The following is a 12,210-nucleotide window of genomic DNA, read 5'->3' on the forward strand; positions in this document are numbered from 1 at the left end:
TATTGGTGCGCCCGAGAGGATTTGAACCTCCAACCACCGGCTTCGGAGACCGATGCTCTATCCCTTTGAGCTACGGGCGCACCTTTTAAGGTATTATATAAATTAAGTAGAAAATTAATGCCTCAATAATTATTATAACCGAGAAAAACTCTACTATAACAACGAGATCTATTTGAATCTTTCTCCATTCTTTTTGTCTAAGTATTGGAAGTTTGACTTTTAAGAGTTTAGATGTCTTACTATGAAGATGCAAACTCATGAGAATAGTACCAATTATAAATGGAACATATATTTCTATTAGAAGTTTAATATATGGATTTTTCTTGAAAAAGTAAGAAAAGGTATTATCAATAAGTAAGAAATTTAGATTAGTAATAAAGAAAAGAAGATAGAAAAAGGAAGAAAAATAAATATATTTGTTAATAATTTTTAAAAATTCCTCTCTATTGAAATTTTCTTTTAATGCTAAAATAACTAAAAAAGTAGATGATCCAGTAAGATAAGAAAGTGAAAAAATATGAAGAAGAGAATTAATAAAATGTATAAATGGAAAAACCTTCATTTTTTAATCACGATCCTTTCCAATTTTATGATCTCTATCATATTATCATGAATAAGTCCATTAGATGCTAAAAAAGTATCATTATCTAATTGTATATCATTACCGTTAAAATCAGTCACTTTTCCTCCTGCTTCCTTTACTAAAATTATTCCTGCTGCAATGTCCCATGGTTTTAGTTTTCTTGCCCAAAAGCCATCTAATCTTCCACAGGCTACATAAGCAATCTCTAATGCTGCAGATCCTGCTCTTCTTATTCCATGCGTTCTTGAAGATAAATTAATAAATGGCAAGAAATTTTTTTCATCTAAGGTAAGTTCATATGGCATGCCTGTACTTATTAGTGCGTCTGCAATATTCTTAGTTTTTGATACTGCTATTTTTTTATCATTCAAATAAGCCCCGTCATTTTTTAAGGCGAAAAATAATTCTTTTCTTATGGGATCATATATAACTCCCAATATTATTCCTTTATTATATTTAAGAGCAATGCTTACTCCAAAGAAAGGAAATCTATGGGCATAATTTGTGGTGCCATCTAATGGATCTATGATCCATGTATAATCAGATTTTTTTCGCAAAAATCCTTTTTCTTCACTTAATATGGAATGATCTGGAAAATTTTCTTCTAAATATTTTATAATTAATTTCTCAGATTCTTTATCTATGGAAGTAACCAGATTAGAAATTCCTTTTAATTCTATGATTTTTTCATCTTCTAAATGAGAAACTATGAAATCTCCAGACTTTTTGGCTATATTTATTGCAGATTCCAAAAATCTTAACATTATACTTTTCCCTCCAGATGTTGGCATTTCTTTTGATTATAAAATTTTTAAATTATTCTTTCAAACATATTGACAAAAACAATATATAGATGTAATATATATGCAGTTTTAATATATAGAATATTAATTTGTGAAATTTGATATAATAAAAAGGAGGTGAAATGTATGGATAGAAAATTATGTGATATTTGTGGTCAAAACCCTGCTACTGTAAGGGTATATACTATCAAAAATGGACAAAGGCGTGTCTTGGATATTTGTGAAGAGTGTTATAGCAAAATAAGGAGACAAGAAAGAAGTTATTCTCCTTTAGAATCTTTATTCTTTGGAGATCTTTTTAGAGACTTTTTTGGAGATGAATTTGGTTTTCCTTTTGGAAGATATCCTGAAAGGGAAAGAGAGGCTATTGATATAGGAGACTATTTAAGTGAGGTTTCAAAGAATTTACTACAGAAGGCGGCTAAAAAGGCTGTAGATTTTGGGAAAACTCAAGTAGGAACAGAACATTTGCTATATGTTCTTCTTGATAACGATGTAGTAGGAGAAATACTAAAACAATTTAAACTTTCTCCTCAGGACATAAAGATATATATAGAAAATAATGCTCCTAAGGGTAGTTTCAAGCCTGAAGGAGAAGAGGTAGAAGTAGATATCTCTCCAAGGCTTAAGAGTGCCTTAGAGAGAGCGTTTATGGCTGCAAGGGATTTAGAACATAATTATATAGGTCCTGAGCATCTATTAATTGGACTTGCCGAGGAAGAGGAGGGATTTGCCTCTACTATTTTAAAAAAATATGGATTAACTCCTCAAGCTTTAAGGCAAGCTACAATTAAAGTTGTTGGTAGAGGTAAAGAAGAGGCGAAAACAAGAAGAAGAACTAATACTCCTACCTTAGATAAATATTCTCGTGATCTTACAGAGTTGGCAAAACAAGGAAAACTTGATCCAGTAATTGGTAGAGCTAAAGAAATAGAGACAGTTATTGAAGTACTTGCAAGAAGAAAGAAAAACAATCCTGTTTTAATAGGAGAGCCTGGAGTTGGAAAGACAGCAATAGTGGAAGGATTGGCACAAAGAATTGTTAAAGGCGAAGTACCAGAAGTATTAAGAGATAAGAGATTAGTAGAATTAAATATCAACTCAATAGTTGCTGGTACTAAGTATAGAGGAGAATTAGAGGAAAGAGTAAAGCAGATTCTTGATGAAATAATTGCTAATCAAGACAACTTAATTATCTTTATAGATGAAATTCATACTATAGTTGGTGCAGGAGCTGCTGGAGAAGGTAATTTAGATATAGCTAATGCCTTTAAACCTGCTCTTGCAAGAGGTGAATTGCATTTAATTGGTGCAACTACTTTAAATGAATATCAAAAATATATAGAGAAAGATGCTGCTTTGGAAAGAAGGTTCCAGCCTATCTTTATAGCTGAGCCTACTGTAGAACAAACAATTATGATTTTAAGAGGTCTTAGAGATAGATTTGAGGCCCATCATAAGGTAAAGATCACAGATGAAGCAATAATTGCAGCAGCTGAGCTATCGGATAAATATATAACTAACAGGTACTTACCAGATAAAGCTATTGATCTTATAGATCAAGCAGCTGCAAGAGTAAGAATTATGCTTACTTCAAGACCGGCTGAAATGCAGGAATTAGAGTCTAAGATACAATCTTTAAAGAGAGAGCAGGAATATGCTACATCAAGAAAACAATATGATAGAGCTAAAGAATTAGAGGAACAAATTCAAAAACTTGAAAAGGAGCTTCAAGAAAAAACTGAAGCTTGGCAGAAAGAAAGAGCTTCTGAGGTACCAGAAGTTAGAGCTAAACATGTAGCAGAGATAGTCTCCTCATTAACTGGTATTCCAGTAACAGAACTTACTGTAGACGAAAAAGAAAGATTACTAAGACTTGAAGAAAAATTACATGAAAGAGTAGTTGGGCAAGACGAAGCTATAAAAGCTGTAAGTGATGCTATAAGATTGGCAAGAGCAGGATTAAGAGAAAAGAATAGACCTATAGCTTCATTCTTGTTCCTTGGTCCTACAGGAGTAGGAAAGACAGAATTAGCAAAAGCATTAGCATGGGCAGTGTTTGGCGATGAAGATGCTATTATAAGGATTGACATGAGTGAGTATATGGAGAGACATACTGTATCAAGACTAATTGGGGCACCACCAGGATATGTAGGATATGAAGAGGGTGGCCAATTAACAGAAAGAGTTCGTCGTAGACCTTATAGCGTGATACTTTTGGATGAAATAGAAAAGGCTCATCCGGACGTGCATAACATTCTCTTACAAGTATTCGATGCGGGTAGACTTACAGATGGAAAAGGTAGGGTTGTAGATTTCACAAATACCATAATAATTATGACAAGTAATATTGGTTCTGATATTATTCAGGCTAATTTAAGTGCTACTGGAAAGGATAAACTTTCATATGAACAATTGAAAGAAAAGCTTATGGAAATATTAAAGAAATACTTTAGACCTGAATTTCTCAATAGAATTGACGAGATAATTGTATTCCATGCTCTTACTAAAGAGCAGATAAAGGATATTGTAAAATTACAATTGGAAAGAGTAAGAAGAACAGCAAAAGCTCAGAATGTAGATCTTATGTTTGACGATTCAGTAATAGAATTTTTAGCTGAAATAGGATATAGTCCAGAATTTGGAGCAAGAGAACTTAAGAGAAAGATAAGGAATGAAATTGAAACTAAGCTTGCTAAAGCCATGTTAGATGGTACAATTCAAGAAGGAGATAAGATAAAGGTTAAGTATGATCAAGAAAAGAATCAAGTAGAGTTTGAAAAGATAACCGAAGAAGTTAAAGCAAAATGAAGTTAATAAAAGGGAAGGAAAAATTCCTCCCCTTTTATTTTAAAGAATTAGAGTAGGAGGGGTTAAAAATATGGAGATTCAAATTGTGGAAATTGAGAAACCTGAAGATGTCAACTTGATACTTGGTCAGACGCATTTTATAAAGACTGTAGAGGATTTATATGAGGCAATTGTAAATAGTGTACCTTTTGCAAAGTTTGGTATTGCTTTTTGTGAGGCTTCGGGCCCTGCTCTTATAAGGCATATAGGTACTGATCAAGAAATGGAGGAATTAGCTATAAAGAATATGCAAAAAATAGCTGCTGGCCATACTTTTATAATATTTATAAGGAATTTTTATCCTATAAATGTTTTAAATGCTATAAAACATGTGCCAGAAGTTGTAAATATTTTTGCTGCTACAGCTAACCCTATTAGAGTAATAGTTGCAGATGACGGAATAGGTAGGGGAGTTTTAGGAGTAATTGATGGGGTGAAACCAAAGGGAGTTGAAGGAGAGGAAGATATGAAACATAGAAAGGAATTTCTTAGAAAAATAGGATATAAAATTTAAGTATTTTAGGGGGAGGTGTTTTTGTGGCTATTATTACCATATCAAGACAGATAGGAAGTATGGGAGATGAGTTGGCAGAAAAGTTAGCACAGGAGCTTGGATATAGGTATTTTGATAAGCTCTTAATGACAGAGATAGCTGTTGCTTCTGGATTAAGCGAGGCTGAAGTTATAGATTACAATGAAGATAATTATAAGATAAAAAGCTTTTTTGAGCAGCTTTTTAACAGAAAGACCCCCTTAGGTAAAATAACCGTTAAGGAAAAAGATGAAACAGGTAGAACCGTTATTACCACAAAAACTTTTGATGAAGAGAGTTCTTTGGCCTTTACACAAGCAGTAATTAAAAAGTTGGTAGATTGGGATAATGTGGTAATTGTGGGAAGAGGTGGACAAATTCTTCTCAGGAATATCCCTCACACTTTACATCTAAGAGTAATAGCTCCTTTAGAATTTAGAATTGAGAATATAATGAAGAAAAAGGGTTTTTCAAAGGAGGAAGCCTTAAAATACATCTCTGAAAAGGATAGAGCTGCTCAAGAATATCTATATAGGTTTTATAATGTAGATTGGAATGACTCAGAATTATATCATATGGTAATCAATATGGGTATGTGGAAACTTGATGAGATTGTTAGAGTCATAAAAGAAATAATTAAATTAGTATAGTTCTTCTATTTGATTCTCTATAAAGGAGATTAGATTCTCAAGGAATAATATTAGTTCTTCTTGAGTTTTAATTTTGAATTCTTTCAGGAAATTTATTAAAAGATTTTTTAGTTCAGTTTGTAAATTATTTATTTTTAAAAGATCTAATAGTATTTTACTTAAAATCTCTTCGGTTATACGAATGGTTTCTTTAAAATATAGTATACTGCTCCAATAATTTTTAGGGCTTTTTATTGAGAATAATTTATATGTGGAGGATGGGTGAAGGATAGACAAAATCTCAATAATATTTTTAGTAATATTATCTAAGTGAATAGTTAATAAATATTTTTCCGTTGTGTTTAAAGGATTTAAAACATAATTTTCTTTGTCTATATTAAAAATTATGGGGAATTGGGAAGAGTTTAATTCGATATTTAATATCTCTTTTAATTTATAGGACAAATCATAAAGATGACAAAGTTTATGAAAAGAAATATCAATAGAATTTAGATCCAATAAAGATCTATCATTTTCCTTTTTTGTTAGGATATTTATATTCTCTCCTAATCTAATCAAGGATAAATGAGGATTTGAAGCTAAAATATAGGGATCAATATAGGGGTTTTGAAATTTTACTGTTCTATAATATAGGACAAAGATTACTGATAGAATTTTTCTAATAATCTCTAGTCTATAATATAAAAGAGATAAGATAGCTATATAATAACCCTTACTTTTTAGAATTATTCTTCTTTCCACATCTGAGGTATCTAAATGGGATAAAATATAGCCATATGGAGGCATATTTATCGGACTTAAAGAAGTTTCTGGAATTTCTATATCTTCTAATCTGTCAATTTTAGCTATTATCTCTTTTATGGTTTTATAACTTATACCTGAATTTCCATTGGATGCAGTGTATATTAATGTGATAATAATACATCTTTTTTCCTCCTTATTTAAATAAGAACTAGAGAAGATCTTATTAAATTTCTCATCTTTAAATATTGAGTCAAAATGTTTAATATATATATTTAGAAGATTATTAGATTGATTAACTTTTTGAGAAAGAGTTTCAGAAAGAGTTACCATGTATCTCTTCTTAACAATATCTACAAGGTCCTCTATAGATAAAGAGTTTTCATCTAATATATATTCCATTATTTTTCATCCATGTAATTCTTTTCTTTCTCCAGTCTCTATATAGAATATAAGCTCTATTATATTTGTCACATGATCAGCTATACGTTCTAAATAACGAGAGATCATTATTAATTGGATAATTTGTTGGGTAAGTATAGGATTTTTATAAATCTCACCTAACAATTCATCTGATGTTTCCTGATACTTTTGATTTACAAGGTTGTAGTATATTGATAATCTTTCTAATTTGTTTAAATCTGGTTTAGAATATGCCCTTATTGTCTCTCTTGTCATCTGCTCAACGAAAGAGGCTAAGGATATAATATCGAAAATAGGTAATTCAAAGGAATATTCAAGGAGACTTGAAACATATTTAGCAATATCAACAGAGTAATCACCAATTCTTTCTAAATCTTTTACGATTTTCATTGTAGAGGTTATAATTCTTAAATCTTTTGACACAGGTTGGTGATTAGAGAGTATACTAATACATTGATTTTCTATGCCCCAGTTATAGTTATCTACTAATTTATCTTTTTCAATTACTTCTTGGGCTAATTTTAGATCTCTTCTTCTTATAGAATCAATAGTTTGATGGAGCATTTTCTCTACAATGCTCCCCATACGTATAAGTTTTTCTCTTAAGATTTCTATTTCTTTTGTTATGGTAGTCTTTTCCAAATTGAATTTCCTCTTTTTAAAAAATTTATTGGTTTTCGATAGAGTAATTATATATTCATAGTTGATGGGATTCAATTAATGTTATTTTAAAATCTTCATGCTATAATTTATCTCATGAGTATATGTGTTATATGTGGGAAAAGAAAGGGTAAAAGAAAATGTTTAGCTCTTAGCGCCTTTATATGTACTGAGTGTTGTGGCACAAAGCGTATAAAGGAGATAAATTGTACTCAAGATTGTATCTATTTAAAGGAAGCTCAAATATACACTATAGAGAGGGTTGAAGAAAAGCCTGCAGATTTTACAAGACTCCAATGGGATTTATTTTTATTCTTAGAAGAGTTGGTGTATAAATTTTTATCAGAATTTCCTTCTTTTACTGATGAAGAGTTTTTAGAGGTTTTGAATTTAATTGAGAGAGAATATCAAACTCGTAAAAAAAATTTATATCTTCCTAATCTTTACCCTAAATCTTCCCGCGGGACAAAGCTAAAGAGTATTTTACAAGAGGAATTAGCAAAATTAGAGAAGAGAGAAAATGAATTTGGTCTTCCCATATTTACCGTTGATGATTTTTTGAAGGTAATATCATTTGAGAGAGAAAGAATAGAAAAGTATATGAAAGAGAATAGAAATTTAGGAAACAATCTCTTTTTGCAAATATTGAAAGGTGAAGTGGAATTTATGGCTATGCAAAATACGAAAAGGAGATAGATTATGAGCAAAATTAGGGATATTAATCTATGGAAAAATGGAGAAAGAAAGGTTTATTGGGCAAAAAAGTTTATGCCTGTGGTAAATCTTCTTGAAAAAGAATATTCTTCTACTCAAATTTTTAAAAATACTACTATCGGGATGTGTATTCATTTAGAAGCAAAAACTGCGCGACTTGCTCTTTCTTTCAAAAATTGTGGAGCAAAGGTAGTATGTGCTGGAAGTAATCCTTTATCTACTCAAGATGATGTAGTAGCTTATCTGGCAAAAGAAGGAGTAGAGGTTTTTGCATGGAGAGGAGAAGCAGAAGAAGATTATATAAATAATCTGAGGGAAGTGTTAAATAAAGAACCTGATCTTTTAATTGATGATGGCTTTGATCTTACAACCCTTTTGTATAAGGAATTTTCCCATTTAAAAAGTAAGATATTAGGTGTAGGAGAAGAGACTACGACAGGTGTTATAAGAGCAAAGGCTCTTGAAAAAGAAAAAGGATTAGTTTTTCCAATAGTAGCAGTAAATGATGCAAGGACAAAATTTTTATTTGATAATAGGTTTGGTACTGGTGAATCTGCTTTGTCTTCCTTTATGAGAAATACCAATTTGTTAGTTGCAGGAAAAATTTTCGTAATATCAGGATATGGGTGGGTTGGAAGGGGTATAGCTCATAAAATCCAAGGATTAAAAGGAAGAGTTATTATAACAGAAGTTGATCCTATTAAGGCATTAGAAGCATATATGGAAGGTTTTGAAGTTATGCCAATTTCAAAGGCTGTAAAGTTAGGGGATGTGTTTATAACAGCAACAGGAAATTGTAAAGTGATAACTAAGGAGCACTTTTTGAATATGAAAGATGGAGCCATATTGGCTAATGCAGGACATTTTAACGTAGAGATAGATATGAAATCTTTGGAGGAATTAGCAATTGATAAAAAAGAGGTAAGAGAAAATATACATGAATATGTCCTTCCTAATAATAAGAGGCTTTATGTTATAGCAGAAGGAAGGCTTTTGAATTTAGCGGGGGGTGATGGTCATCCTGTCGAAATAATGGATCTTTCTTTTGGGATTCAGTTTTTGGTGATGAAATGGTTGCTTGAGTATGGAAGAAGTTTACCTAAAAGAGTGCTTCAAGTTCCTCAAGAAATAGAGGAAGAAGTTGCAAATTTAAAGCTCAAAAGCTTAAATATAGAAATTGATACTCTTACAGAAGAACAGATTCACTATCTTCAAAGTTGGAATTAGTTTTGATTTTTAAATTTTTTTAGGGGAGGTTTTTAAAATGTTAGGTTTAATCATCTTAGGTATATTAATATTTTTGGCTCTGTTTGTTATAGTCATATATAACCGATTAGTAGTTTTGAGAAATAGGGTGGAGAATGCATGGGCTCAAATTGATGTACAATTAAAGAGAAGATATGACCTAATTCCAAACTTAGTAGAAACGGTTAAAGGTTATGCATCTCATGAAAAGGAAATATTTGATAAAATCGCTCTTTATAGAGCACAAATGATGAGTGCGAAGACCCCAGGAGAAATAGCACAAGCAGATCAAGGACTTACTTCTACTTTAAAAACCCTTTTTGCCATAGTTGAGAATTATCCAGATTTAAAGGCAAATCAAAATTTTCTCATGTTACAAGAAGAATTGAGTGGAATTGAAGAAAAAATTGCTTATGCAAGACAATTTTATAATGACATTGTTATGATTTATAATCAATCTTTGCAGGTTTTTCCAAATTCTTTAATCGCAAATATTTTTGGATTTAAGCCCAAAGAATATTTTGAAGTGGAAAATTCAGAGGAAAGAAAAGCTGTTAAAGTTAGCTTTTAATTTATGAAGAATTCTTATACTTTTTATGAAGCTATAGAACAGAATAAGAGAAAAACATGGTTAATATTATTACTTATATCTATTCTTCTTTTCTTTGTATGTTATTCTATAATCTATTTCTTCAATTTAGGAGAAATAGCTATATTCATAGCTTTGTTAATTATGTTAACAGTAGACTACTATGCGTATAAAAATAGTGATAAATTAATTCTATCTATAAGTGATGTATATGAGCCAAAAAAGGAGGAATATCCTTATCTTATAAATATTGTGGAAGGTTTGAGCATAGCTGCAGGTATTCCTACACCTAAAATTTATGTAATAAATGATCCATCATCCAATGCTTTCGCTGTTGGAAAAGACCCAAAAAATAGTGCAATTGCTGTAACTACCGGTCTTTTAGAGAAGATGAATAGATTGGAGCTTGAGGGGGTAGTTGCCCATGAGATATCACATATAAAAAATTATGATGTAAGACTTCAAACTATAGCGGTTGTATTGGTAGGTTTAGTCGTAATTCTTGGAGATAGTTTAAAAAGATCATTTTATTATGGATCTTTCTATTCAGGAAAAAGAAAAACTAAAGACCAAGATTTTTTAGGTATTATATCTTTGATTGTTGCCTTATTGGCTCCTTTATTAGCAACAATTTTAAGATTTGCCTTGTCAAGACAAAGAGAGTATATGGCAGATGCTACTGCAGCTATGCTTACAAGATATCCTGAAGGTCTTGCCTCTGCACTGGAAAAGATAGCTAAGGATCCAAACCCTGTAAAGAGAGCGAATAATATCACTGCTCCTTTATATATTGCTGATCCCCTCAAAAAATATAATGTAAATAATCTTTTTAGTACTCATCCGCCTATAGAAGAAAGAATAAAAAGATTGAGGATGATGGGAGAGAGATGGAAACTTATGGGGGTGAAATAAATGGATGTTTTTGAGGCTATAAATAAGAGAAGAAGTATAAGAGATTATTTATATAAGGATGTAGAGGAGGAAAAACTTCTAAGAATAATGGAGGCGGCAAGACTTGCTCCTTCAGCAAGAAATAGGCAGGAGTGGAGATTTATTATTGTGAGAGATAAAAATTTGAAGGAAAGATTGGTTAAAGAAGCTTCTCATCATCAGTCCTTTATGCTAAAGGCTCCAATAATTATAGTGGCTTATGTTTTAGATAAGGATTATGTAATGAGGTGTGGAATACCTGCTCATTATATAGATGTTGCTATAGCTTTAACCCATATACATCTTCAAGCAGTAGAAGAAGGACTTGGAACATGTTGGATAGGATCTTTTTATCAAGATAAAGTTAAAGAAGTATTAAATCTTCCTAAGGAAGCAGAGGTAATACAACTTATGACCTTAGGGTATCCAGCTGAAGATCCACCACAAAGACCAAGACTTCCGTTAGATGAAATAATACAGGTTTATTAGAAGAATAGAAATTTTTTCTTTTTTATAAGCCTTATTAAGAAATCAAGCTTTTCTTCCATAGCTTTTTCCCCTAAGGCTATGATATCGGAAGCTTTATCAAAATCAAAAGTTCCAAAATTTTGTACCTCAGGAATAATAACTAAATCTGCATTTTTGAGATTCTGATTTTCTAATTCATAATTCATAATATCTATAGTCTGCATAAGGACCTCAAATAAGGATGGGTTTAATAATGGATTTAACCTCTGTTGAAATTCCTTAAAGAGCTTTGTCTGAGACATTTTATATGTGATTTTTTCTGTTATATTGCTGGGTTGATAAGGGATATTTATCTGAATTTCTTTTTTAGGTTTCCAATTTGTTCTCTTATGCAAACTAACTCCTATGATGATATCTGGTTTATATATCTCTCTCAATTCTTTAACTGGAACAGGGGAAAGTACACCCCCATCTATTAGGAGTTTATCTTTCCAAGGATAAGGTTGAAATATCACAGGAATGGATATACTTGCTCTAATAGCCTCGGCTACTTTTCCCTCATTTATAATTACTTTTTCTCCAGTAATAAGATCTACTGCTAAAGATATAAATGGTATTTTTAGGTTTGAAAATAGAGAGCCTTCTAATATAGTATCTAAATACTCTAATATTTTTTCACCCTTTATAATTCCTTGGAGAGATTTTGAAAAATCAAAAAGTTTATAAAATTCTTCTTTATTTTTTCCTATTTCTAAGGCTAATTTCTCTAAATCTTTTGCAGAATATCCTTTAGCATATAATCCACCTATTAAAGCTCCTGCACTACTCCCACTTATATAAGAGACTTCTATTCTCTCCCTTTCCAGTACCTTTAATACTCCAATGTGGGAAAGACCTTTTGCTCCTCCGCTACCTAATGCAAGTCCTATCTTCTTTTTCATGTTTATATTATAACATTACGACTGAATGTATATCACTAATTTTATATACCTTATTACTGTATATTAATAGTTATTATCTTT

13 protein-coding genes and 1 tRNA gene are annotated in these 12,210 nt (G+C 31.2%); 8 read left to right on the forward strand and 6 right to left on the reverse strand.

Translation table 11 applies throughout. The features are described 5' to 3' along the window. Positions 1-3 precede the first annotated feature (3 nt). The 3 genes from ACY3JO_RS04910 to ACY3JO_RS04920 form a co-directional block, all read right to left on the reverse strand. Positions 4-80: transfer RNA gene (locus ACY3JO_RS04910), tRNA-Arg, on the reverse strand. Between the two features lie 5 nt (positions 81-85). Continuing rightward, a complete protein-coding gene (locus ACY3JO_RS04915; RefSeq protein WP_463083938.1) occupies positions 86-562 on the reverse strand; it encodes a hypothetical protein in 477 nt (158 codons plus the stop codon). Further along, on the reverse strand, positions 559-1,347 hold the full coding sequence (locus tag ACY3JO_RS04920; RefSeq protein ID WP_463083939.1) for an inositol monophosphatase family protein: 789 nt from the start codon (positions 1,345-1,347) through the stop codon (positions 559-561). The genes ACY3JO_RS04915 and ACY3JO_RS04920 overlap by 4 nt, the downstream gene beginning before the upstream one ends. 165 nt (positions 1,348-1,512) lie before the next feature. Between ACY3JO_RS04920 and ACY3JO_RS04925 the strand changes: the two genes are divergently transcribed. The 3 genes from ACY3JO_RS04925 to ACY3JO_RS04935 all read left to right on the forward strand — a co-directional run bounded on the left by ACY3JO_RS04925 (position 1,513) and on the right by ACY3JO_RS04935 (position 5,418). Further along, positions 1,513-4,197 carry an ATP-dependent Clp protease ATP-binding subunit gene (locus ACY3JO_RS04925; RefSeq protein WP_463083940.1) on the forward strand — a complete coding sequence of 895 codons (2,685 nt, stop codon included), beginning with the start codon at positions 1,513-1,515 and terminating at the stop codon, positions 4,195-4,197. Between the two features lie 70 nt (positions 4,198-4,267). After that, a complete protein-coding gene (locus ACY3JO_RS04930; RefSeq protein WP_463083941.1) occupies positions 4,268-4,750 on the forward strand; it encodes an adenosine-specific kinase in 483 nt (160 codons plus the stop codon). Between the two features lie 23 nt (positions 4,751-4,773). Beyond that, the gene (locus tag ACY3JO_RS04935) at positions 4,774-5,418 is read left to right on the forward strand and encodes a cytidylate kinase-like family protein (RefSeq protein WP_463083942.1); all 645 of its coding nucleotides are present in this window, start codon (positions 4,774-4,776) and stop codon (positions 5,416-5,418) included. On the opposite strand, the gene ACY3JO_RS04940 is transcribed toward ACY3JO_RS04935, so the two are convergent. Then, entirely contained in the window at positions 5,410-6,561 is a 1,152-nt protein-coding gene (locus ACY3JO_RS04940) for a hypothetical protein (protein WP_463083943.1), read from the reverse strand. The two genes, ACY3JO_RS04935 and ACY3JO_RS04940, sit on opposite strands and share 9 nt — an antisense overlap. A gap of 6 nt (positions 6,562-6,567) precedes the next feature. Then, positions 6,568-7,224 (reverse strand): phosphate signaling complex protein PhoU, encoded by a 657-nt coding sequence (gene phoU, locus ACY3JO_RS04945; protein WP_463083944.1) that lies wholly within the window; start codon positions 7,222-7,224, stop codon positions 6,568-6,570. Positions 7,225-7,338: 114 nt separating this feature from the next. On the opposite strand from phoU, the gene ACY3JO_RS04950 reads away from it, so the two are divergent. From ACY3JO_RS04950 to ACY3JO_RS04970, 5 genes are read left to right on the forward strand one after another with little or no spacing between them, the layout of a single operon-like run. Next, on the forward strand, positions 7,339-7,938 hold the full coding sequence (locus ACY3JO_RS04950) for a hypothetical protein (RefSeq protein WP_463083945.1): 600 nt from the start codon (positions 7,339-7,341) through the stop codon (positions 7,936-7,938). 3 nt (positions 7,939-7,941) lie between these two features. Next, positions 7,942-9,183: an adenosylhomocysteinase gene (locus tag ACY3JO_RS04955; protein WP_463083946.1), complete on the forward strand. Its 1,242-nt coding sequence runs from the start codon at positions 7,942-7,944 to the stop codon at positions 9,181-9,183. Between the two features lie 37 nt (positions 9,184-9,220). Further along, positions 9,221-9,772, forward strand: coding sequence for a LemA family protein (locus ACY3JO_RS04960; protein ID WP_463083947.1), 552 nt, complete (start codon positions 9,221-9,223; stop codon positions 9,770-9,772). A gap of 3 nt (positions 9,773-9,775) precedes the next feature. Beyond that, the gene (htpX, locus tag ACY3JO_RS04965) at positions 9,776-10,702 is read left to right on the forward strand and encodes a zinc metalloprotease HtpX (protein ID WP_463083948.1); all 927 of its coding nucleotides are present in this window, start codon (positions 9,776-9,778) and stop codon (positions 10,700-10,702) included. Beyond that, the gene (locus ACY3JO_RS04970) at positions 10,703-11,209 is read left to right on the forward strand and encodes a nitroreductase family protein (protein WP_463083949.1); all 507 of its coding nucleotides are present in this window, start codon (positions 10,703-10,705) and stop codon (positions 11,207-11,209) included. On the opposite strand, the gene ACY3JO_RS04975 is transcribed toward ACY3JO_RS04970, so the two are convergent. Beyond that, positions 11,206-12,129 carry a patatin-like phospholipase family protein gene (locus ACY3JO_RS04975; RefSeq protein WP_463083950.1) on the reverse strand — a complete coding sequence of 308 codons (924 nt, stop codon included), beginning with the start codon at positions 12,127-12,129 and terminating at the stop codon, positions 11,206-11,208. The genes ACY3JO_RS04970 and ACY3JO_RS04975 overlap by 4 nt on opposite strands. Between the last annotated feature and the right edge of the window lie 81 nt (positions 12,130-12,210).

This window comes from Dictyoglomus sp. LHC4 (genome assembly GCF_055181355.1).

Bases quoted from the DNA above. Each gene is read 5' to 3' on its own strand.
- ACY3JO_RS04975 (WP_463083950.1), bottom strand. From the start codon at position 12,129: ATGAAAAAGAAGATAGGACTTGCATTAGGTAGCGGAGGAGCAAAAGGT.
- ACY3JO_RS04930 (WP_463083941.1), top strand. From the start codon at position 4,268: ATGGAGATTCAAATTGTGGAAATTGAGAAACCTGAAGATGTCAACTTG.
- ACY3JO_RS04925 (WP_463083940.1), top strand. From the start codon at position 1,513: ATGGATAGAAAATTATGTGATATTTGTGGTCAAAACCCTGCTACTGTA.
- htpX (WP_463083948.1), top strand. From the start codon at position 9,776: ATGAAGAATTCTTATACTTTTTATGAAGCTATAGAACAGAATAAGAGA.
- ACY3JO_RS04920 (WP_463083939.1), bottom strand. From the start codon at position 1,347: ATGTTAAGATTTTTGGAATCTGCAATAAATATAGCCAAAAAGTCTGGA.
- ACY3JO_RS04940 (WP_463083943.1), bottom strand. From the start codon at position 6,561: ATGGAATATATATTAGATGAAAACTCTTTATCTATAGAGGACCTTGTA.
- ACY3JO_RS04970 (WP_463083949.1), top strand. From the start codon at position 10,703: ATGGATGTTTTTGAGGCTATAAATAAGAGAAGAAGTATAAGAGATTAT.
- ACY3JO_RS04950 (WP_463083945.1), top strand. From the start codon at position 7,339: ATGAGTATATGTGTTATATGTGGGAAAAGAAAGGGTAAAAGAAAATGT.
- ACY3JO_RS04915 (WP_463083938.1), bottom strand. From the start codon at position 562: ATGAAGGTTTTTCCATTTATACATTTTATTAATTCTCTTCTTCATATT.
- ACY3JO_RS04960 (WP_463083947.1), top strand. From the start codon at position 9,221: ATGTTAGGTTTAATCATCTTAGGTATATTAATATTTTTGGCTCTGTTT.
- ACY3JO_RS04955 (WP_463083946.1), top strand. From the start codon at position 7,942: ATGAGCAAAATTAGGGATATTAATCTATGGAAAAATGGAGAAAGAAAG.